At 60.6% G+C, this 23593-nt stretch carries 14 protein-coding genes; 10 read left to right on the top strand and 4 right to left on the bottom strand.

The genetic code is table 11. From position 1 onward, the window contains the following. Window positions 1-29 precede the first annotated feature (29 nt). The 4 genes from ONB25_11090 to ONB25_11105 form a co-directional block, all read right to left on the bottom strand. A complete protein-coding gene (locus tag ONB25_11090) occupies window positions 30-2033 on the bottom strand; it encodes a cellulase family glycosylhydrolase (protein MDZ7393427.1) in 2004 nt (667 codons plus the stop codon). Between the two features lie 189 nt (window positions 2034-2222). Next, window positions 2223-3683: a sigma-54 dependent transcriptional regulator gene (locus ONB25_11095; protein ID MDZ7393428.1), complete on the bottom strand. Its 1461-nt coding sequence runs from the start codon at window positions 3681-3683 to the stop codon at window positions 2223-2225. Continuing rightward, complete coding sequence (locus ONB25_11100; protein ID MDZ7393429.1) at window positions 3655-5172, bottom strand: ATP-binding protein; 1518 nt, start codon at window positions 5170-5172, stop codon at window positions 3655-3657. Before ONB25_11100 ends, ONB25_11095 begins: the two co-directional genes overlap by 29 nt. A 12-nt stretch (window positions 5173-5184) precedes the next feature. Further along, the gene (locus ONB25_11105; protein ID MDZ7393430.1) at window positions 5185-6543 is read right to left on the bottom strand and encodes an extracellular solute-binding protein; all 1359 of its coding nucleotides are present in this window, start codon (window positions 6541-6543) and stop codon (window positions 5185-5187) included. A gap of 359 nt (window positions 6544-6902) precedes the next feature. Between ONB25_11105 and polA the strand changes: the two genes are divergently transcribed. The 10 genes from polA to ONB25_11155 all read left to right on the top strand — a co-directional run bounded on the left by polA (window position 6903) and on the right by ONB25_11155 (window position 23561). Beyond that, window positions 6903-9596 carry a DNA polymerase I gene (gene polA, locus ONB25_11110; GenBank protein MDZ7393431.1) on the top strand — a complete coding sequence of 898 codons (2694 nt, stop codon included), beginning with the start codon at window positions 6903-6905 and terminating at the stop codon, window positions 9594-9596. 63 nt (window positions 9597-9659) lie between these two features. Then, window positions 9660-10118 carry an ATP-binding protein gene (locus ONB25_11115; GenBank protein ID MDZ7393432.1) on the top strand — a complete coding sequence of 153 codons (459 nt, stop codon included), beginning with the start codon at window positions 9660-9662 and terminating at the stop codon, window positions 10116-10118. Between the two features lie 455 nt (window positions 10119-10573). Beyond that, window positions 10574-12040 carry a peptidylprolyl isomerase gene (locus ONB25_11120; GenBank protein ID MDZ7393433.1) on the top strand — a complete coding sequence of 489 codons (1467 nt, stop codon included), beginning with the start codon at window positions 10574-10576 and terminating at the stop codon, window positions 12038-12040. A 926-nt stretch (window positions 12041-12966) separates the two neighbouring features. Continuing rightward, window positions 12967-14193: a serpin family protein gene (locus tag ONB25_11125; protein ID MDZ7393434.1), complete on the top strand. Its 1227-nt coding sequence runs from the start codon at window positions 12967-12969 to the stop codon at window positions 14191-14193. Window positions 14194-14951: 758 nt separating this feature from the next. After that, window positions 14952-17717 (top strand): DUF3160 domain-containing protein, encoded by a 2766-nt coding sequence (locus ONB25_11130; GenBank protein MDZ7393435.1) that lies wholly within the window; start codon window positions 14952-14954, stop codon window positions 17715-17717. A 25-nt stretch (window positions 17718-17742) separates the two neighbouring features. After that, a complete protein-coding gene (locus tag ONB25_11135; GenBank protein MDZ7393436.1) occupies window positions 17743-19878 on the top strand; it encodes a hypothetical protein in 2136 nt (711 codons plus the stop codon). 259 nt (window positions 19879-20137) lie between these two features. Then, a complete protein-coding gene (locus ONB25_11140; protein ID MDZ7393437.1) occupies window positions 20138-20938 on the top strand; it encodes a PQQ-binding-like beta-propeller repeat protein in 801 nt (266 codons plus the stop codon). 34 nt (window positions 20939-20972) lie between these two features. After that, window positions 20973-22508: a hypothetical protein gene (locus ONB25_11145; protein MDZ7393438.1), complete on the top strand. Its 1536-nt coding sequence runs from the start codon at window positions 20973-20975 to the stop codon at window positions 22506-22508. A gap of 5 nt (window positions 22509-22513) precedes the next feature. After that, window positions 22514-23332 carry a hypothetical protein gene (locus ONB25_11150; protein ID MDZ7393439.1) on the top strand — a complete coding sequence of 273 codons (819 nt, stop codon included), beginning with the start codon at window positions 22514-22516 and terminating at the stop codon, window positions 23330-23332. 22 nt (window positions 23333-23354) lie between these two features. Beyond that, window positions 23355-23561 carry a hypothetical protein gene (locus ONB25_11155; GenBank protein MDZ7393440.1) on the top strand — a complete coding sequence of 69 codons (207 nt, stop codon included), beginning with the start codon at window positions 23355-23357 and terminating at the stop codon, window positions 23559-23561. Window positions 23562-23593: the final 32 nt, after the last annotated feature.

Below are 23593 nucleotides of genomic sequence, written 5' to 3' on the forward strand. Positions count from 1 at the left end.
AGGCTGTCGTGTTGCGGCATGGGCCGTCTCTACCGTCTGAGTACCAGGGGCGCCACCCGTCCCTCGGAACCTACCAAGAGTTGACCAAAATAGACACCTGAAGCCAGGCGCTGACGATCGCCGCCAGTGCCGTCCCACGCCACGGTGGTCCACCCCGTCGGTAGGGGACCGTCCAGGAGAGTCGTGACCAATCCGCCCTGAATGTTGAAAATGCGGAGCACCACCCGCTCCGGCTGCAAGAGGAGCAACGATACCCTGGTGCGCTCCCCGAATGGGTTGGGGTGACAACGCGTCCAACGCACCGTGTCGGTCACCCGCTCCAGGAGGTATCCCTCTGGAATGCCACTGTCCACGAAGCTGAAGCCGAGCTCGCTGATGTTGAAGCCGCCCACGGCAATGCTGAGGGTGATGATGTCCTCGCCCGCAGGTAGTGTTCCCTTCCCGCAGGATACGGTGGTCCACTGCTGCCAGCCACCGGTGGCAGGGACCTCGACCCTCGCGGTGAACAGAGCCTTGTCCATCCGCAAGTTGAAGGCCCCCCCGGCTGCTGGGGCGGCCACCCGCGCCGTCACTTCATAGTCTCCGCCGAGGGCTATGTGCACAGAGTACTGCAACCACTCGCCTGGCTCCACCCATCCCACGCAATACGGCGGACCTCCGACATCGTTGGATTCCTGGATATCCACTCCATCGTTGCGATAAGCCCCGCCCTTGTTCCAGCGTGGGCCGCCCAATCCCCCAGTGTTCTGATAGTCCGCATCAAAATAGGCGATGCCCAGCCCGCCGAGATCATAATCCACACAGGCAATCCGGCCGGGCAGGGTGTGCGCGCGGAAGGGGATGGCCCGAGTGTCGTGGTCGGGGCGCGTGAGCGCATCATGGATATCGGCCCGGAACTGGCAGCTATCGATGTGTAGGCTGCGCGCCATACCGAACAGCGCCACCGTGGCAAATTCCCGCGACGGCCTGGAGGCGCTGCCTGCCCAATAGTCAAGAACCCGCTGGTAGAGCGGCGAAATGGACGCAGAATAGGGAGCCGTGGTAGTCGCCACCTTCTTATGCGTCCACCAGCTCCAGCCGATGCCATTCTCCTCCATCAAGCGCAAACAGTCACGTAGCCAGACATTGGAATTCTCGCCGGTCTCCCCCAGCCAAATCGGCACGTTGTACTGGTTGCGCAACCGAAGGTAAGGTAGAATCGCCTCGCGGCTGTTCTCGTTCCAGTATTTGTGAAAAGCATAGGCCATGTTGGTATCGAACGGTGGCGTCAGAGAGGTGAAGTCAGTCGCGTACCAGTTGCCCTCAATAAACAGAAGGTGGTTGCCGTCTACCTCCCGAATGGCCTGGGCGATCCGCATGTACAGCAGGCGTAGTTCGCTGGCCGAATGTCCAGAGGGAAGCACCGGCTCGTTGAGCAGATCATAGCCGCCAATCCACGTCTCCGCCGCGTACCGTGCTGCAATAGCTCGCCAGATGGTCACCGTCAGGTCCTGATTTGCCGGGTCGGTCCACAGGCGTGCCTCGACGCCGTCGCTGTCGCTGATGTTGTCCTTGTTCTGACCTCCTGGGGCACAGTGCATGTCCAGTATCAGGTACACGCGGTATGCCTTGCACCAGGCCACCACCTGATCGAGCAGTCGAAAGCCCTCTTCGTCGAGCTGGTTGTCTTTCCATAGCAGGCGGTAGTGGAATGGCAGGCGCACGGAGTTGAAACCCCAGGAGGCAATCTTGGCAATGTCCTCCTCACGCACATAGTTTGCGATGAAGAGTCGGTAAAACTCGTCGGTATTGGCCTCACCGATCAGGTCAGCAATGCGGCTGCGGATGAATGAAGGAGAACCAAACCCCGGGATGTGAAGCTGGTAACCCTCGGGAACCAGCCACCCCCCCAAGCCGAACCCGCGGAGGAGCACTTCTTGACCGCTGGCGTCAACAATTGCCCGGCCTTTCTGGTGCAGAAAGGGACGGGCAGGTGCGCACAGAGCGCACACAACTGCCGTCGTCAGCACATATAGCGTGCAACGGGCACTCACTGGCTCCTGACCTCAATGCGGCTACTTGTCCGAGAAGAAGAGAATGGCAAGATTTGGGCCAGCCAAGAGGGCATTGTAGATACACAAGTTACACGTGGGCCTGCGACTTTCCTGGTGGCCCCGCGTTATCAAGACGATAATGCTGCTTATCTTCAGGTGAATGGAGAGTCCTTTAGCCCACCGATGCGCTTACTTCAGCCCTAACTCTTTGCATAGGCGGTGGAAGTTGGAGGGCGCCAGTCCCAGTTTGCGCGCGGCAAGGGCGTCGGAGGTGCTTTGGCTGCGGACGAAGCGGAGATACTCCTTGCGGAATTCTCGCTCCATCTCCCGCAGTGGCAAGATGTGCTGCGCATCCCATGGCCAGCGCCGCGGGGCGTCCCCCTCCTGGCGTGCAGTGGGGTGCAGGCCCAGGGCAGCCTGGGTATCGCGCAGGGTGATCACACTCCCGCCGTTGATCAGGAGCCGTTGGAGCACATTTTGGAGCTCTCGCACATTGCCTGGCCAACGGTATGCGACCAGGGCCTGCATTGCTTCCTCCTCCATCTCGGGCACCGGACGCCCCATGTCGGCACTGAAGCGCCGCAGGTAGTAGTCGGCGAGCACGGGAATGTCCTCCGGGCGATCGCGGAGGGGAGGGGCGGTGATGGACAGAACATTGAGGCGATAGTACAGGTCTTCGCGGAAGCGCCCCTCCCGTACTTCCCTTTCCAAGTCCTTGTTGGTGGCCGCGATAACCCGCACATCCACTTTGTGGCGACCGATGCGCCCGATCTTGTCGATCTCCCCTTCTTGCATCACGCGCAGGAGGGTGGACTGGGCAGAAAGCGGGATCTCGGTGATTTCGTCCAGAAACAGGGATCCCTTGTCCGCCACCTCGAAGAGCCCCTTTTTCCGCGTCGTGGCACCAGTGAAGGAGCCCTTCTCATAGCCGAACAATTCGCTCTCGATCAAGTGCTCAGGCAGGCTGCCACAGTTGACGGGAACAAACGGTTCATTTCTCCGACGGCTGAGGTAGTGAATGTTGGCTGCGATGAGCTCTTTGCCCGTGCCCGATTCGCCGCGCAGGAGGACCACCGCCTCGGTCTCCGCACAGCGGCGGATCGCCTCCCGCAACTGGTCTATAGCGCGCGATACACCCACGATCTGCTTTTTCTCCAGAATCTCCTGGATCGTGTCCTGCAAACGGGTGTCCGCGCGGCGCCGCGCCTTTTCCAATAGGCGCTTCTCGTACGCGTTGAAGATGCTCAGCACAAAATCTGTGGGTTGATAAATGAATTCCTCTATGTCGTACGGATACTTGGTACAGTACCACATCGCCCCTGCTTCCAAGAGGCGGTTGGCAAAGTCAAAATCAGCCACATTGGTGGTCATCTTGGTCACTACGATGACTTGCACCGTAGGGTCTATCTCCCTGAGCTGAGCGATGAGCCTCTCGCCCTTCAACCCTCCCGCAATCTGATAGTCCATGATGACCACATCATAGTCGCGCCCCTGACTGAAGAGGTTCACGGCAGCGGTGCCATTGGACACCGTGTCCACAATCCGTATCCGCTCGGCCACCGGACGCAACGTCCGCTCGATGCGTCGGATGTCATAGTCCTCGTCCTCGATGAGGAGGACCTTAATGGGCTCCTGCGAGGGAAGTTTCAAGGCGCACCTCGTGAGGAATGGTGATGGTGAATTGGCAACCGCGACCGGGCAAATTCTCCACGTCGATGCCCCACCCGCAACGCTCCGTGCAAAGCTCGTGGGCGATGTAGCAACCGTAGCCGCAGTTACCTTGGTTGCTCTTGGTTGTTACGCTTTCGAGAAAGATGCGTCGGACCCCGTTTTCGTCTGTCTCCAGCAAGTCAGCACGCACGCCCGGGCCGTTATCGGCTATGGTCAGCACCGTGCGGTGAAGCTCGGGCTGATAGGCGGAGCTGATGCGGACCACAAGATGGTCTGCGCCGCCGTGGTCGATGCTGTTTTGGATCAGAGGCTCGATGATCTCCCACACGACAAACTCATTGACGGCCACGGGAGGAACCCTCTCGTCTAGGTCCAGCTCGATGCGAAACTGCTGCTGCCCCGCAGGCAGACGCAGGAAGATATTGTCCACTACGAAACGGATCACATCGTTGACCGAGGTGTGGAAGGCTGGGTTCCGCACGGTATGCAACGGCGGCTCGTACCACTTCATGTCATAGATGACGCGGGAGATAAAGTTGGCGTATTTGCGCACGCGGTAGCGCACCTGCTCCATGTTCTCTGGCGACAGCAGCTCCAAGTCTTCCTTGATGAAGCCCATCACCTTCTCCGCCTTGTGGTGGGTGTGATAGATGCGCTTGGCGAACAGCGCCTCCTTTTGGAAATGCAAGTGCTCGCGGAGCTGCCGCTCCCGCTCCTGAAAAAGCATCTGCTGGGCCTCGTCGCGCTCCTTCACCGTGTAGGACGAGATGTAGAACATGGCCAGGAAACCCAACAAGATCAGCGCGATGGAGATAAGTCCTGTCTGGTTGTATCCGGCCAGAATCTCGGCGCTCACCAGATGAAACTCCGGTCTGCTGAGCATGTACAGGGCGCCAAAGTACTCACCCTTCGGCACCAACGGCACAAAGACGTGAAAATCCTCGCTCCCTTCCAACCGACTCACGGTCTGTTCGGAGGAGATTAGCTGGGGCGCAAGCTCCTGATAAAGCTGCACCGCCTTGTCGTGGGGCCGGTCAGGAGAAAGCTGGGCCTGGTTGCCCACAACATACTCGAAGAGCACATGTCCATTGTCAATTGGCACAATGCGCTCCCCGTCAGCGACCAAGATGCACACTTCCTGCACGTGCTGCTGCAGCAGCTGTTGGCTGAGGATGATGTTGAAGGCCTGCACGATCTTCTTAGCACTGGGTTCCTCAATGCGGCGACTTTGGAGCGCGGTCTCCAGGACTAACTCAAAGGCGGAGGCAGTGAGATTCGCCTGCCGCTCGGCAAAGTCCCGCTGATACCATTCCTGGGCGTCATCGAGAAATCCCTTCAGGGCACGTTTTTGCGCCAGGGTGGCGAAGAGCTCAAAAAGGACAAACACCGCAAAGGCCACAGTAAGATGCCGCAACTGGAAGTGGTACTTCCGCACCTTCTCCAGCAAGCCACCGGGAGTACCTGCCATCCTACACCCCTTTTACTTGATAAGCACCTGTTTGCTGTTAATGAGCCTGGTGGCTCGTGCCAGCGCCTCCTCCGCAGAGAGCTCATTGCGAATGGCCAGATGTGCATAGTACGCGATGACGTCCGAAATCTTCGTATAGTCAACCAGGTAAGGACGATGCACGCCGAGATCCAGCAATTCGCGATAGAAAGCCAAGTCTTGGTGCTCTGCAAGGAAGGCGCTATCGGCATAGATTTCCCTGTTGATGGGGATGTAGCCACCCTCCACAAACAGCAGCTTCTGGTTCTCCTTGCGCAGACAGTACTTGATAAAGGTCACCGCCGCATCGGTTTTCGTGGAGTAACGGGAGATCATAAAGTTCCAGCCGCCGTAGACAAAGGCGCGACCGTGGCCGGCAAAATGCGGTAAGGCAGCAAGGCGCAGATAGGAAAACTTGCTCGTGTCGCGGACGGCGTTCCGGTAATGTTTGACAAAGCCTGGCCAGCCGCGAATGAATAAGGCATCGTGTTCCAGGGCGTAGAGGTAGCCCTCGTATTCGTCGAACTTTGTCACTTCTGGCGGCGCCATGTGGTACCGGTGCACCAAATCGGTCAGCAAACGCACCGTCCGCACGACAGGGGGGCGCGTGAGGTCGATGGCGTCCTGGGAGGAGATAACGCACCCCTGGCCGGCCATGCCCTCATACACACTGCAGACGAGGCCCTCATAGTTATCGGCCGGAAACACGTAGAAAGGGTTCTCGATCCCCAACCTGTTGCAATGCTGCTTGAGGGCGATGAACTGCTCCCAGGTCAAGGAGCGCCGCAAGGAGTCACTGAGTGCAGTGGCTCCTGGGATCCGTCTCAGAAGGTCTTCTCGGTAGTACATGAGACCCACGTCCGTGTACAGGGGGATGGCCACCAGTTGCCCGTCCCAATAGCACGACTGCAGCGCGTGTTCCAGGATGGCTTCACGGTCCGCGGGGGAGAAGTAGTCATCCAAGGACTGGCACCAGCGCGCAAAGCGCGGCACCCAAATGATGTCCACAGTGAAGACGTCGATCCGTCCGCTCTTGCTGCGCATGGTGCGCGCCAAGAGCTCCTTGCGCTCATTGGTGCTGAACTTGGTGAAGGGCAAATCGATGGGCACGACATGAATGCGACCCTCATATTCGGCGTTGAAACGGTCAATGATGAACTGGTGAGCGCGCGAGATGTTGTCGGCGTAATAGAGCGTGACCGGTCCCTGTTCGGTCGCACGGTAGCTGCTGGTGGGGAGAAGCAGGAAGGCAGCCAGAACTAATGCCGCGAGCCCCAAGGAGAGTACTATGTAACCGGAACTGCGTACCACTTTGCCGCCGGCGGCAAGGAGACGCCTGAGCCGGGCAGACATGGTCTTTCTCCTTCAATGTGGGTACGATCCCGCTACGGCGCGCGGCCAGCTGGCAAGGGCCATCCGCACGCGCACGCTAAATATACAAACGCCTCTCCTGCGAGTCAAGGCAATTGTCATCGCAGCTCGCACCCCGGCAGCACGCAACTTCACCGCGTTTGCGGCGGGCTATCCTCGGGCTTCGCCTGGAAGCTTGGGCACGGGAGGCTTATGCCCAGCGACCCCAGGGGCGCAGAAGGCGTTGGCACGAGAAAGTCGGTTCACCCGTGGCGCAAAGAACAATTGACATTGCGGGAAAATTCTCTTACATTTCATCCGAGGTCGTCGTTGGCTTAGCAAGTCAGTCGAGAGGGAACGCAGTGACCACAACACGCAAGCGCCTCTTTCTGGTGGACGGCTCAGCGTTGGTCTTCCGCTCCTACTACGCCTTCATCCGCAACCCGCTCATCAACTCGAAGGGGGAGAACACCAGCGCGGTGTACGGCGTCACGCGCTCGCTGCTCAAGATCCTCCAGGAAGAGCAGCCCGACTACCTGGCGGTGGTGTTTGACCGTCCGGAGCCCACGTTCCGCCACCAGCTTTACGAGCAGTACAAAGCGACGCGGCAAGAGGCCCCCGCCGACCTCATTGAGCAACTGCCACGGGTGCGCCAGGTCATCGAGGCCTTGGGCATCCCGATCGTCGAGAAGCCCGGCTACGAGGCGGACGACATCATCGGCACCTTGGCCAAGCGCGCTGAGCAGGCGGGCCTGGAAACCTACGTGGTCAGCGGCGACAAGGACCTGATGCAGCTGGTGTCGCCCGCGATCAAGGTCTACAATCCACGACGCGCGGGGGAGACCGTGGAAGTTCTCGACGAGGCGGCGGTGGAAGAGAAGCTGGGCGTACCTCCCGCGCGCGTGATCGACTACCTGGCCTTAGCTGGCGACACGTCCGATAATGTGCCGGGCGTGCCGGGGATTGGCCCCAAGGGGGCGGCGATGCTACTCAAAGAGTTCGGAGACCTGGAAAGCCTCTTGCAACGTCTGGGGGAAGTCAAAAGGGAGTCGCTGCGCAAGGCAATCGAGGAACATCGGGCGGAACTGGACCTCTCCAGGCAACTGGTGACCATCGACTGCAATGTAGGTATCGAGGTCCCGTTCGAGCAATTGGCGCGGCGGGAGCCAGACGCCCCACGCCTCATGCGGCTCTTCTCCGAACTGGAGTTCTCCTCCCTGGCTGACCAGTTTGCCCAGCGCCAGCGGCAAGAGGTGCTCTACCACACGGTCACCACGGAGGAGCAGTTCGAACAGCTCCTCGCGCAGTTGCGAGCAGCAGGTAAATGGGCTATCGACCTTGAGACCACCTCCTTGAACCCCATTGACGCTGAGCTAGTGGGCTTCTCCTTTTCCTGGCGCGCAGGCGAGGCCTACTACCTCCCAGTACAGGCGCCTCGCCTCGATTTCACCCCTTGGGCGACACCGGCAGAGCTGCTCAAGCGGCTCAAGCCATTGCTGGAAGACCCGGCCATCAAAAAGTGCGGCCAGAACATCAAGTTTGACATGGCGGTCCTGAAGATGGCCGGCGTCACGCTGGCAGGGGTGGAGTTTGACAGCATGATTGCCTCCTACCTCCTCAACCCGTCGGGGCGGCAGCACAACCTGGATAGCTTGGCGCTGGAACACTTCGGCCACAAGAAGATTCCTATTAGCGACCTGATCGGCAGTGGCAAGAAACAGCGCTCCATGGCGGAGGTTCCTCTTGCCCAGATTGCCGAATATGCCTGCGAGGACGCCGACTTTGCCTGGCGCCTGCAGGAGAAACTGGCCCCACAGCTGCGGCAGGCTGCCCTATGGGAGCTCTTCGAGCAGGTGGAGATGCCGCTGGTGCCTGTCCTGATGCAGATGGAACTGGACGGCGTCTGTCTGGACGTGCCATTCCTGGAGCAGATGTCGCGCGACTTGAACGAGCAGATGGAAGAGCTCATGGCGCGCATCTACGACCAGGCCGGCGAGGAGTTCAACATCAACTCCACGCAACAGTTGGGTCGCATCCTTTTTGACAAGCTAAAGCTGCGCAAGGTGCGACGCACCAAAACCGGCTACTCCACCGACGTGGCCGTTCTGGAGGAACTGGCCAAGGAGCACCCGCTTCCGCGCACCATTCTGGAGTACCGCCAACTCGCCAAGCTCAAGTCCACATATGTCGATGCGCTGCCCAAACTGGTCAACCCACGCACCGGGCGCGTGCACACGTCCTTCAACCAGACGGTAACGGCGACAGGGCGTCTTTCCTCTTCAGACCCGAACTTGCAGAACATCCCCATCCGTACCGAGGTGGGTAGCCAGATTCGCAAAGCCTTCATTCCTCCCGATGACGAACACGTGATCCTGGATGCCGACTATTCGCAGATCGAGTTGCGCATCATGGCGCACCTGTCCGGCGATGAGCGTCTGACCCAAGCGTTTCTGGACGGCGAGGACGTGCACCGGCGCACGGCCGCCCTTGTCTTCAAATTGGCTCCGGAGGAAGTCACCCCCGAGCATCGCCGCCGGGCCAAGGAGGTCAACTTTGGCATCATGTACGGCATGGGGGCCTACGGACTTTCCAGCCGTCTGGAGATCCCCATTGAGGAGGCGGAGGCCTTCATTGCCGCCTACTTTGCCACCTATCCGGGTGTGCACCAGTACATCATGAAGACCTTGGAACAGGCGCATCGCCAAGGATATGTGACGACCCTGCTCAACCGGCGGCGCTACCTGCCGGAGATCAACAGCGACAACCGTCGCATGCGCGAATTTGCCGAGCGGACGGCCATCAACATGCCCATTCAGGGCTCGGCCGCCGACCTTATCAAGGTGGCGATGATCAACATCAGCCGTGCCCTGCGCGCGGCCGGGCTCAAGACGAAGATGATCCTGCAGGTCCACGATGAGCTGGTCTTCGAGGTGCCCAAGGATGAAGTGGAGCAGGTCCGCGAGCTGGTGCGCCATGAAATGGAGCACGCGATCACTATGAACGTCCCCATCAAGGTGGATATTGGCGTAGGGCGCAACTGGCTGGAGGCACATTGAACTCGGCAAACATGCTGTGCAGTCCAGAGAGGGTTCGGGCAGGGCTTAACCACTATGAACGACATGGACAGAGCAAGTCGGTCTGAAGGCGAGGTGGCGTTGACCTTTCCCAGCGACGCGCGGATGCTGAAGATAGCCCGTGCAACCGTTGGGCACCTGTGCGCCATTATGGGCTTTGCCAATGTGGAGAAAAACAGTGTCGTCTTGGCGGTGGACGAAGCGTGTTCCAACATCATCAAGCACGCCTATGAGGGCGAAACGGGCCGCCCTATTGAAATGCGCTGTCACATGTGCCCCGACCGGCTGGAAGTGCACCTGCGGGACTATGGGAAGAAGGCCGACCTGGATAAAGTGCAGACAGCCGCGGAAGATGGTGTGTCCTCCCCACGGCTTGGGCTACACCTGATCAGAACAGTGATGGATGTCGTCGAATACAGGAACGATGTGGCGGAAGGCAATCACTTGGTATTGGTAAAACGAAGACGCTCCGAAGGGCAGGAAGGTGTGGGCCTGGGGATGTAAGGACGCTGCCGGGTCCGTCCGCTCCACGCCGAGGAACGGACAGCTGCTTGGGCCTCGGCAACCAGGAGAACCTGGGCGGAAGGCACATACCCCAGGTTCCAGAGCGAGGGGCGTTCTCGGCAGTGCGCAGGAAGTGGTAGCCTTGCCTGGTCGTCCTTTTCCCTTCGAGCCTCTATACGCCTCTGTCATAGCCACTCAGGTGTGGGCGCGGACCATCCCTTTTTTTTCCAGAGCTCTAAATGAATAGGCAGGGTAGAAAACACATGGTATTCCGGGAGCAATGCATCTCTCCCGCTCCCTTTCCCATGCCTTACAAGGTGCAGGTTCGGGCCAGACAACAGAACAGGGGTGAAGGGTCCGGGTCACATATCGCGGCAAGTTGCAGAGTCGGCTGGCGAAGTTCGGAGAAAGCAGTCGGCGTGGGCCACAACGCAGGAACGCGAAGACAGCTGCTCATGCACGCCAGGATTTTTCTGTATGGCGCGCTGGCCGTTGTGGCGCTCGTCGCCGGATGCGACAGGCGCCCATTGTCGGACTCTACCATTGCCGAGATCGACGGCGAAGAGATCACCGTGCGCGAGTTCGCACGGGAGTTCCTTTTCCGACCGCAGTTTCACCCTGCAAGTAAGGGAAGCCAAGCGGTACGGGAGCAATACGACAAGTTAGTGGCAGAGTTCCTCCTCGCGCGCGAGGCCCAGAGGCGCAAGCTTCATCGGGACGAACGCATCGTGCAGCGTCTGCGCTGGCATGAGCGGCAGGCGATGCGGGAAGAACTGTATCGTCAGAAAGTAGCTAACCAGGTCCAGGTCAGCGAGGCGGAGCTCCGCCAGGCCTTTGTGCGGCGCCACACCACCCTCCGCATTCGGCACCTGGTGGTGGCAAGCGAAGAAGAGGCGTGGCGGCTGCGCGCTCGCTTGGAAGCCGGGGAGGCTTTCGAGGCGGTGGCGGCTGCCGTTGGCCCACAGAAGGGCTGGCCGATCCTTTTGCGCTGGGGTGAGGCAGACCCCGAGTTGGAGGAAGCCGCCTACGCACTCCACGTGGGCGAACTCTCGCTGCCCCTCAAGGTCAAAGGCGAGTTCCACCTCATAAGACTCGACGATGTGAGCCGCGAGGCCATCCTGACTGAGGAGGACTTTCAAGCAGAGAAGCGCAGGCTGGAGCGGATCATCCGCGCGCGGAAGGAAGACCGCCTCGCACGGGAGTATGCGGCCGGGCTGCTAAAGGGGATGGAGGTACGCGTGCGTGGGGAACTCTTCGCCTTCCTTGTCAACAGCACGCGTGCCGCACTCCGTGATAGCGTGGCGCAACTACCGGGTAAGCTTCCTGCTCTGCGCGATGAGGAATTGGGCCAATTGGCCAGCTCATTGCAGCAGCGCCTCGGCGAGCCCTTCGTCTCCATCGATGGCCGGCAGTGGACCTTGGGCGATTTCCTGAGGCTGGTTTCCTCGATGCCTTTGGATCGCCGGCCGCACATGCACCGTCCAGCCCTTTTCCGCCAGGAGCTCCAGGACTTGATCCGCGACGAATTCCTTGCCGAGCAAGCGGACAGGGAGGGCCTGGCCAAGCATCCGGCCGTGCGAGCCGAAGTCAAACGTTGGCGCCGCATCCTGCTGGCCGCCCGGATGCGCAGCCTCTTGACCGACTCCCTGACCCTCAGCGAGCAAGAGCTGCATACCTACTACGCGAAGCGCCGGGAGCGCTATAACCTGAGCCAATCCCTTGAGGAGCTGGGGGCGCAGGGTGTGGACCTGATGCGCGAAGACGCCCTGCGCGCCAAGGCCGATAGCCTGGTAGCTGTCTTCGTTGCCCAATTGCGACAACGTGCCAAAATCCGCATGAACGAGGAAGCTTATCGCCGCGCCTTCGAGGAGGTAGGAGGTGCAAGCGCCTCGTTCATCAAAGTCATTCCAATCGGGCCATAAGGAGAGACCGCGGCGGCAAAGCCCTTTTCTTCCCGTACCACGCGTTCCCGTCCAGCTGGTGCAGGCAAGAACCCGATGGTGGCAATCGCAGAGTGCCCTGAGAACTCGTGGAAAAGAAAGGAGAGCTCGAGAGCGTCCGCGCAGGCGTTCGGGAAGCGCTTACGGTACGAAGGTTATCAAGATGACCCCTGGCGAAAGAGGAGGTCCACATGCGCCTCCCCGCAACGGCTGCGCTCGGTGTTCGGCTGCTGCTGATGCAGCTACAGCTCGTATCAACACAGGAGAATAGCGGAAGCCGGTTAAGACACGTTCACTCCTGGCGGGCGGCGCTCAGCCGCCTCGGTTGCTCGTCTTTCCTGGTGCAGCGTTCACGCCGCTCGAGACAGGTCTTGCCGCGGGGAGCTCCCATGCACTGGCACACAGCGCCGGTACGGTGGTGCGCGCATCCCACCTGCCCACTCGCACCTTCAAAATGTGCTTGACCCCCATGGAACAGCGAAGTTGTGCGAGTGAAGCATCCGCTTTGACGCACGGGTCCCTCCGAGCGAGCCAATGAGGAGAGGACCTCCGGTGAGCCCCTGCGCCACGCACGTGTCCAGCTACTGGCGATGTGCACTTATCAACCCCACCAGCCTGGGGAACTCCCTGCTGGCGTCAACCGTTCCATGAAGCGGTGGGCAGTTGCGCACTTCGACTACCATTTACGTCTTGAGGATGGCGGGTTCCGCTCTCCCGTTCACAGCAACGGAGAGGAGGGGAGCGAAGGACCGCCAACCTCCGTGGCCGCGGGGGTGGGAGAATCTTCGGCTCGATCGGCACCTCCTGCTGAGTGGCCCCACTGTCTCTGGTTGCGCGGGCAGGAGATTCCGCCAAGCAAAGTGGTGGTTGGATTTCACGCTTGTAGGCCGCAATAGGGAGGCACTATTATGCCAAAGCAACCACTCGTGGTACTGTGGACGGCCGCGATCCTGGCCATGCAGTGCACGCGGGACTTTTCCGTGGAACCGAGTCCCCACCAGGTGCGCGAGCTGACGCCTCTGGAAAAGAGACTCAGCGATACCGGCAATCAATTCGGCCTCAAGCTCTTCGCTGAACTCGCACGCCAAGAGGAGGGCAGAAACGTTTTCTTCTCACCGCTCAGCGTGGCCATGGCCTTGGGCATGGCGTTCAACGGCGCCGCAGGCACCACCGAGCAGGCCTTCCGCCAGACCCTCCAGCTGGGGGAACTTTCCACCGAGGAGATTAATAGCTCTTTCCGGAGCCTCATCGAGCTTCTCACCCAGCTGGACCCTTCGGTGACAATGGAGATTGCCAATTCCGTCTGGTACCGGTTAGGCTTCTATGTGGAGCCCGAGTTCGTTCGGCTGAACAGCACCTACTTCGGCGCCCAGGTGCAAGCGCTGAACTTCGATCTGCCGGGAGCTCCGGCGACGATTAATGCCTGGGTCAAAGACAAGACTCATGGCCGCATCGCCTCGATCGTCGATCGTATCGATCCCCTCACCATGCTCTACCTCATCAACGCCATCTACTTCAAGGGGACGTGGACGCGCAAGTTTGATCCGAACCGGACCCAGGACGATCTCTTCACGGCCTCCGATGGCTCGCAGATGCCATGCCGCATGATGGCCCAGGAGGGCGAGTTCTCATATTTCGAGAACGAAGACGTGCAGGCCGTCGATCTGCCTTACGGTAACCGCATGTTCAGCATGGTGGTGCTCCTGCCTAAGAGCGGAGTCTCGCTCGATGCACTGGTAGTGGGCCTGGATGCGGAGAAGTGGAGTCGCTGGATAGGGCTTTTTGCCACCCGCAAAGGGCTCCTGCAGCTACCCAAGTTTAAGCTGGAATATGAGGCCGGCCTCAAACCGGCTCTCTCGGCGCTGGGGTTGGCAGAGGCGTTCACTGACACGGCCAATTTCACCCGCATCAACCCACAAGGAAATCTCTACATCAGCGAGGTGAAGCACAAGAGCTTTGTGGAGGTAGACGAGAAGGGCACCGAAGCAGCGGCGGCGACTGCGGTGGTGATCGGTGTGACCAGCGTTGACCCAAGTCTCTTTGTCATGCGCGTGGACCGGCCATTTCTCTTTGCAATCCGCGACCGGCACTCTGGCACAGTCCTCTTCATTGGCAAGGTGGTCAAGCTCGCCTGAGGCTTAAGGTCAGCGCGCAGACACTCCAAGCCGTTCGCGCAGCAGGAAGCCTTCCGTGTCCGGCGGGCTCTCATGCCGGTGCAACGGGTGTGCACCGCCTTGGGGCCGTGTCATGGTTCAGGTGGCGTGACTCCGAGGCCTTCATCGGGCAAAAAATGCGGCGCGATTTGACATCAGAGCCAGTGGCGCCCGGACATTTCTGCGGGGAGGTTGCACGTTTACTCTTGACAAAGTGACCGTTTGTGCGTACATTGAATGTTGGCTGGTTTAAGCGACGAAGGCGCCGGGGACACGTCCGCCCGAAACTCTACACACGACCCGCACCGACGATGATCTTCCGGTTCGCCCATTGCCCCTGGGCGCCTCGGCCAGTGCGAAAACGCCGGGACTCCCACAACGCGCAGTGGACGCGAAGCTCCTTTGTGCTCCGCGAGTACGCACTGACCCCAGAGTCTTGACTAGCCACGATGGAGGCACGTTTCCGGTCACACAAAATCAACCTTGCCCCAGCTTTTGTGTGTCGGTTATGACGCACCGCGTACCGCCTGCTTGTTGGTCAGGCGAATGCTCGATGGGAGCCAAGGCGTAGGCGAAAACGTCACTTTGGAGACCGGTCTGCAAAAGGCCGACCACCGTGCGCACGCAGGATGTGGAGTTCCTTCGGAGCCCCAGCAGCCACGGAAGCCAGCCCAGCTTTCTGGTGCACCCATAGGACGGGGGCCTGTATTCCGGCAAGAGAGATGGGGAGAGGCATCGTCATGAAGAGCAGAGTAATCAATGCTGTGGCATGCACCGCGTGCGGCATGCTGGCCGTGGTCGCAGGCGGTTACGCCCAGATGCTCGCTGACATCACCGCGCCGGTGCACACAGAGTTTGGCCTATATGAACCTTATCTGGTAACCGCAACGCCGTCAATCCCCCCGTACGGAGTCGCGCCAGATCTCAGCAACGTGGTCAACTCTGCCCAGTTTACCTTCTCACCGGAGGAGCTCTTCCTGCTGCGGCAAAACCAATTCGTGGTCACTCCGCGCTGCGGAGGAGGCCCGGCCACCGGTTACACGGAAATCTATGACCTCTACAACGAATGCCGGGAGCAGGAGATTCCCATCCTGGTGACCACCGACGCCATGCTCCACACCTTCCACCTCTGCTTCGACTACATTCTGAAGACCTGTGAGGAGAGGCGATTCTTCGCCGACCTGAACAACCTCCTCAGCGCGCTCCTTGGTCAAGCCACGCGCGACTACCAGGATTCTGCAACACCTCTGGGCCAGCAGGCAGCCGTGCTCAATCTGAACTACCTGATCGTGGCCAAGGCCCTGCTGGATACGACCTTTGACAAAGACGGTAATGTCCTCCCGCCCGAGGCTCGGGTCTACGATCAGGAGTTGGAGCTCATCTACCACCCACCCGGTACGACGCAGTACCCGACCCCGCTGTTTGGGCCGCACTACCTCGAGGACTATACCCAATACAAGCCCCGGGGCCATTACACGAAGAGTGATTCGTTGAAGCACTACTTCCGCGCCATGATGTGGCTGGGCAGAATGACCTTTTCTTATGGGGAACCGGACAAGACGCTGGGCGCCCTCCTCCTGACGCGTTCGCTCCAGAGTCTGCCGGTTGGTGCCAGGGAGGCCAAGCAGGTGTGGGAGGGCATCTACCTGCCCACGGTCTTTTTCGTGGGCAAGAGCGATGACATCAACTTCTACCAGTACGACTCGCTTGCGATCGCCGTATACGGCTCGCAGTACCCGGGCCTGAGCGTCGACGCGCTGGCTGACACCTCCAGACTTGGGCCTTTCATGCGGGCAGCGCAAAAGCTTCCTGCCCCGAAGATCGTTAGCGGCGATGTGATTCCGAACGGGTTCCGCCTGATGGGGCAACGCTTCATCCCTGATTCTTGGGTGATGGACGAACTGGTGTTCAGCAAGCTCCCGGACCGCATCTGGCCGCGCGGCTTGGATGTGATGGCGGTGCTGGGCTCAGAGCGGGCTTATGAGCTGCTTGAATGGGATAGGCAGATCTATTGCCACTACGAGAAGCGCCTCAACGAGCTGCGCGCGGAATTTGCCGCCTACCCAGACGCCACTTGGGCGCAGAACGTGTACTGGAACTGGCTCTACTGCCTGATGCCGCTTCTCTTTCCCAAGGGCGAAGGGTTCCCGGCCTTTATGCAGTCAGTTGCCTGGGTCGACAAAGAGCTCTTCGCGGCCTTGGCTTCGTGGGCGGAATTGCGCCATGACACTATCCTCTACGCCAAGCAGAGCGGCACCGAAACCGGTGCCAGTCCCCCTTCCATTTTGCAGCAAGGGTATGTGGAGCCCAACCCCTGGCTCTATGCCCGCTTGGCCTCTCTGGCGCGTTACCTCAAAGCCGGCCTGGATGACCGCGGGTTGCTTTTCGAAAACTTCCGCTGGTCGCTGGAAAAGTTGGAGGAGCTGCTGCTCCAGCTCAAGACCATCGCGGAAAAAGAGCTCGCGAACATTTCCCCGACAGGCCAGGAGTATTCTACCATCTGCGACATTGGCCGCACCATCGAGGCTATTGTGAAGTTTTCGCCCTGGGGCGGAGAGGGTACAGCCCCGGGCGAAGCGGACGAAATGCCGGTGATTGCCGACGTACACACGGATCACAACAGCGGCAATGTCCTGGAAGTGGGGGTGGGTTACCCGTACGCCATTTACGCGATTTGCCCGGTGGAGGGAGAGCTGAAGATCGCCAAAGGGGCGGGATTCGCCTACTACGAATTCATCTCGCCGGAACGGCTCACGGATGAGCAGTGGCGAACGATATTGCAAAAGGGTGAGCAGCCAGCCCATCCGGAGTGGGCTGCCTCCTTCTTGGCCGAGGTGGGCTGGGTAAACTCCACGCCATCCCCTTACTACACCCGGCAGAGGAACCTCTTCGGCCTGGTGGCTACAGTGTCTCCGGACACGGTGCGAGCAGGGGAGCCGGTGGACGTGTCGATTGTCCCCACGGTCATGGGCTATCCCCTTTTGGCCATGCCGCTCATCACTGTGACGGCTCCAGATGGCTCGCTGCTGCAAAGGCTGGCCGCCATGGAAAGCGGCTATGGCTACCGTGCCACGGTAGAAACCACGGATTTCCCAGAGGGCGTGCTCTGGGTTGCTGTCCAAGGAGCGCTGCGGGACTGGGGAGGGGTCATAGACACCGTGCGGTATCGAACACGGCTAGTGGTGCGTTCGACGCAAAGCGTGCAACCACACCCCCCGGCGAATGCCCGCGCCTTCGCCTTGCTTCCCGGCTATCCCAATCCGGCGAGTGGCAAGGTAACGCTTACGTATTGGCTGCCTGCGGCGCAGGCGGTAGAGTTCAGCATCTATGACCCACGGGGGAGATTGATTCGCCTCCAGGCCTGGGGTGCCCAGAGCGCCGGGGAACATCAGCTGCAATGGGATGGAATGGATGAAAACGGCCAACAGGTCCCTGCAGGCGTCTACCTTGCTCGAGTGCGAGCAGGGTCGCAGGTCGCCCACCAAAAGCTGGTTTTGACTCGTTGAATCGCGCAGAAGGGAGAGCAAGCCCATGAGGAGCACACTCGAGTTCGATTTTGTCTATCTGGCCCACCTCACCGAAGTTGGGTTAAAGCCCCTGAGTCGCTGGGAGAAACCGGTAGGACCAGAGGGCCATCGCTTGCTTCGCCGGTTGCGCCTGCGGACTGCCACCGCGCAGCGGCTCCTTCAAAACGGCGACCGTACCACCGAATTGCTCTTCTCCCGCACGGAGTTGCCCATCGAGCTCTACGTAAAGCAGTTTGATCACCGCCCCATCACCAAGTCGGCCGCAGAACGGCGCGTGGAGGGCTTCCTCTTCGGCTACCCACCCTGTTGCGTGGAATCGTTCCTGCGCCATGGCTATCAGCCCAATGGTCTGCCGGAAGAAGACCAGCGTCTCTTCTTCCATTGGGCCTGCCCCGACTGTGCGGTGACTCCGTTGTTGGTGCCCCATTATCGGGCTGTGTTCGAGGAATGTCAGCGAAAGTTTGGCTCTCAGAGGTCCCCCGTGGGTAGAGGGAGAAGACTGCCGCAATGTGCTGCCGCGGCGGCAATGGTGGCCACCCTTGCGGGTGCTGCTCTGGACAAAGCTTTCGGCCAGGACCCTCACTGGCTCCCCCTTGCGCCAGGGCTGGACCTTAATCGCAACTACCTCCTCGACCGTGTGGAAGAGGGACTGCTTGGCCTTTCCTCCGATACCACGGCTCATGCGCTGGCGGCGGAAGTGATGGTCGCCATCAATCGACTTCCGGCTTCGCCGACGCCCGGTGCCACCTACATCGAGCACTTCCCCCAGTGGGGCCTGGAAAAGTGCAGCATCTGCGGCGCCGACGTGAACATGGGCTTTGTCGTGGTCACCAACGATGCGCTCAAGGAGTCGACAACCTTGCCGTACATTGCCCTTCACTACCTGGAGCATGGAAGTATCTCTTTTGCTGGGGAGCTGCACCAGGGCCGCGTGCACCTCCTGCGGCTCCTCCGCATCCTTGGCCTTGCCGACAACGTGCACCTGCTGCAGTTAGACCTGAACGGCGACAGCGACGACGACGGCCTCCCTGACGCCAGCGAAGCGCGACTTGGCTTTTCTCCGGGGGTGGCAGACAGCGACAGCAACGGCGTAGTGGACGGCCTCGAGGTAAGCCTGGATTGGGCGGCGGAGATCAATGCGCTGCCAAGCGTCTGCAGCTGCGCCCCGCCGTCCGATCGGGTCTACCGCGTGGAACATCAAGCCAAAGGACTGGAGACCTGCGCCGTATGCGGCGAGCTGGTGAACATGGGCTACGTGGAAATCGTCAACCCCATGGAGCGCTTCGTGGTGGAGATGCCCTACATTGCACTGCACTACTTGCAGCACGGCAGCTTTGCCTACGAGGGTGACGTGCACGGCCGCGGCGCGGAAGAACCACGCACTATCGATTGCGTGCTGCACTCTTCCGGCGGCTACCACCAGCTGCCCATCGACGGGGACCGTGACGGGGACGCTTTGCGCGACGATGAGGAAGGCCACCTCGGTACCGATCCTGAGGTGCTCGACAGCGATGGTAATGGGGTGCCAGATGGGGCGGACCTGGCCTGGCAAGTGCACCAGCTTGTGCAAACTCTCCCCGCGGAGCCCCGACCCGATGGCCCGTACCTGCGCCATTTCATGCAGCGCGGCGTGGAGCAATGTGCCATCTGCGGCGTCTGGGTAAACATGGGTTTTGTCCGGCTGGTGAATCCAGTCCAGAACGACTCCTTGGACGTGCCCTACATCGGCATGCACGTGTTGGAGCATGGGGCGTTCACCTATGACGGCAATGTGCACGGGCAAGGGCGTGTTGATCCGCTGCGCCTGGCGAAGTTGCTGGATCTGAAGACCCACGTGCCTGGGCCTGCATCTCCGACGCCCTCCGGCTTCCGGCTCCACAATGCGCAACCCAACCCCTTTGGTTCGTGGACTAATGTGTCTTTCGAACTCGGCGCAGCGGGCTTGGTGAAGCTTGACGTCTACAATATCCTCGGCCAAAAAGTGCGCACGCTGGTGGATGAATGGCGGCCCGCTGGGAGACACCAGGTGCCGTGGGACGGTCGTGGCCAGGGAGGGTTGCCGCTTTCCCCAGGACTCTACTTCTGCAGGCTGAAAAGCCAGCGGTTCGAGAGCACGATCAAGGTTTTCTACCTCCGCTAGGAGCGGCGCCCGTTGAGCCTAACCGGAGGGGGAGCGGCTAATGGTCGCAAATAGGCGGAGCGGTATGTAAGAAAAAAAGACTCATGAACTCACGGAAGCTGTCGGCGTAAAGGATCTGTGGCCGCAGGGGGTACCCCCCTGCAAAGGAATGATGGCCTAGAGCCCGCGCGTACATCGCAGGGAAAGGCGGAGCAGACTGGAGCTGTGTGACTGCTGTCGAGGCAACCAGGCGGTAAGATTGCGCGAGGAGGTGTGCCCTATGAACGCGCGAAGAGTGTTGTTGTGCGCCTTGTTGCTCGGCCTGGCCTGCGCCAGGCACCCGCAAGGAGCAGTGTACGTCGGCTCTACCGACAAGCTGGTGTTTGGCTTTGACGAGAATGGGAGGGTGCTGTGGAAGTCCTCATTGGGAGGCTTCCGAGCATGGAAGTTCAGTGACTCCATGTGGCTTGCCCACAGCATTGACCCGCCAATTCTCGTAGCCCTGGAACCCAAGACTGGAAAAGAGCTGTGGCGCTGGTCTGCTGAGGGCCTGCTCGTGGGAGTAGGCGGCGACAGCATCCCACCAGATTGCACCTTGGTGGCCTGCACGGTGGAAACCGCCACCGAAATGGTGCACGTCCGACTGCATCCAGAGACAGGGCAGGTACTCGCGAGCTGGAGCCGGCCCAACGAACTGCCCTGGCGACAGCCGCGCCCAGGGGCCATGTGCTCAGCTGAGGGGCTCCAGAAGCTGATTGCGGTCGTTTTCTCTTCTTCAAGCGCCTTTGGCTTTGACGAGAACGCGAAAATGGTCTGGCGCCTTCCCTTCCGTCCGGAAGAAAACCCCTGCCATCTTGACCCCCGGCTCGTCATCCTGCGCACGGAAATGGGCCTTCGGGTCGTTGACCGGCAAACGGGCACCGTGCTGTGGGAAAGACAATACCCCTCATCCATCGAGTTTGTGAGTGCGGGCAGGGACTATGTGCAGGCAACACTTGCCGACGGCACCTGTCGGCTGTACGAGGCGGTCACGGGGAAGCCATACCAGCCCAAAGAAGTCGGGGTAGCAGTGCGGCCGTAGGCCAAACGATGTGGAGACTGGTAGGGAGGTGCTCATGCGAGGCGTCCTTTCGCTTGTGCTGACCTTGGCAGTCCTGGCAAACACCGATGAGGCGGCAAGCCCTCCCTCAGCTGGGCAGAACGCCGAATGGCCAGTCTTGGTGGCGACATCCGGCTCGCCCCTGGCCACCGCCTACAACACCGGCAGGCGAATGGTGCGGGATAGCCGGGACCACCGCTACATTGCCTACCAGGACCTGCGTGGGAACGAACCAATCGTCTGCCTCGTTCGCAGCGCCGACGGGAGGTCCTGGTCAAGTCCGGATACCATAGCCGAAGGGCGCTTCCCGTCCTTAGCGATTGACCGGGAAGATCGCCTATTTCTTGTCTGGCAGAGCCCTGACAGCGCGGAGATCCTGCTTGCTTTCAGCACTGACTACGGGGAGAGCTGGCAGGTGCTACCCGGTACGCTCAACCCAATTCCCTTTTCAGGGGTGTGGCGCGCCTGCTTCCCAGTCGTGGAGGCTGGCCTCCGGTCGGTGCACGTCGCCTGGCAGCAGCAAGTCCCCGATCCGACCGGGATGCGGCAATGCATCTTCTTCGCCTCTTTGTCCCTCGACTCACTGGGCGCTGCGCCGCCCGGCTGGATCGTGATCAGTCTCCCTGGGGAACATGCCTGCTTCCCATCTTTGGCATATAATCTTGCCTTCGAGCCGGGGTGCGTGCACGTGGTGTGGGGCGATTCGGCGGGGTTCAAAGGGCGCTCTATCGCCTACCGCAGGGTGGACGAGATTGCAAACGCGTGGACTCCACCACTACACGAACCACCGCTGGACGTCACGGCAGGGATCTGTCCGTCCACTGCCCACCATCCGGCGGTCTCGGTGGGCGCAGGCGAGGTCGTGCATGTGGTCTGGAACCACGACTGCGGCGGCTTTCACAGCCTGCTCTTTTCCGACCTTGCCAATCCTGGGGCGCGCTTCGACAAGGACGTGAGCGCCAGCCCGGACCCCATGGTCTGCGTCGACGACGTCTACTGGAAGTACAGCGCCCTGGTCTGGGTGAAGGACGACGAGGTCTACTACATGCAAACCCGCGATGCAGTGCCCATTTCTTCTGACCCGATTGCGGTCAGCGACCTCGACGGGGTGCCAAGCCGGTATCCGAGCCTGTGCTACAAGCATTTTCGGGCCGATTCCTTGGACGTCGTGTGGACGGATGGCAGCCAGCCGCCGTATCGCATCTTGTACCGGCGCATGGAAAAAGTCTACTCAGGCTCGCGAGTTGGCGAAGAGGCGACCTTCGGCGTGCCGTCGCCGCTTGCGCTCCAGCCAGGCCATCCCAATCCTACCAACGCGAGCACCGCCATCGATTTCGTGCTTCCGGCTCCCGCCTTTGTTCGTTTAGAGATCTACAACGTGCTGGGCCAGAAGGTGCGCACGCTGGTGGATGAATTGCGGCCCGCAGGGAGGCACCAGGTGCGGTGGAATGGACTGGATGACAGCGGGCGTCCTCTGCCCGGTGGCCTGTACTTGTGTCGGCTGCGCACACCCCACGGCCTCCGTGTCCAGAAGCTCACCCTTTTGTGGTGATGCGGATGCCTGAGGCAATGGGGGTGGGGGCTAAGCAGGGGACGATTAGGACTGTGCGGGAGAAAGTGATTGTTCTGGTGGCAGTGGCTGCACTGCCTTTCGCCCGGGGAAATGGGCAGGCCCCTGGGGCGTGGGGGGGCCGGCCCCTCGCCCAATCGCCACGTGATGACCGCCACCCCTACTTCGGTCGAGGAGGCGCAAAAGTCCTGTGGCTTGTCTACGACACCGAGGTGGAGCCGGGAAACACAGAGGTCTTCCTGCGACGCCTGCGCAGCCAGGACTCAGTGTGGTCAGAGCCCGTTCGCCTTACCTCCGACCCTGGGGCCGACCAGAACCCGGCGGTGGAGCTTGTGGGCGATTCGGCCTTGGTGGTGTGGGAGAGCAACCGACGGGGTAACTGGGACCTGATGTACTCTACGTTTGGCTCGGCAGGGTGGTCTTCTCCAGACTTCGTCACCAACGATGAGGCCAACGAACGGGAGCCAGCTTTGGCATCTCCCCCCATGTGGGTGTCTGAGCGCTGGGGGGTGAGGGTGCTCCTTGTATTCTGCAAGGAAGGTGTGCTTCATGCCGCGACGTTTGGCGGCGACCGCTGGCAGTTTTTAGACCGGTTGCCCAGGCCAGGGCCGGTGGTTCTGGAAATCTACAACACCGTCGGCCAGAAGGTGCGCACGCTGGTGAATGAGCCCAAGGCGGCCGGAGCGCATACGGTGCCGTGGGACGGGCGCGACGAGCAAGGGCGTGAAATGCCTGGCGGAGTGTACCTCTGTCGCCTCTTCGCTGGGTCGGCCGTCGCAACCAAGAAGCTGGTGTTGACGCGGTAAAATTCCATTTTGGAGCGCGCACATGCAGCACAAACCCATCTGGAGCGCGCTGCTGGCAGCAGTGCTCGGATGCTCCCTCCTCGCTGTGGAGGAACTGAGAGGGCAGAGCGCAGCGCATGACCCGGAGTTAATCGTGTCCGGCGGAAGCTGGCCAGGGGTCGCCGGCCTGGGCGACGGAGGATTTGTCATCTGCTGGCAGGCCCAACGAGCGGACCCCACGTGGCTTTAGAGGGCTTGTAGGTGCTTCCTCCTGTCAAAGCC

The sequence above is a fragment of the candidate division KSB1 bacterium genome (assembly GCA_034506335.1).
Classification (GTDB): Bacteria; Zhuqueibacterota; Zhuqueibacteria; order JANLFK01; family Oleimicrobiaceae; genus Oleimicrobium.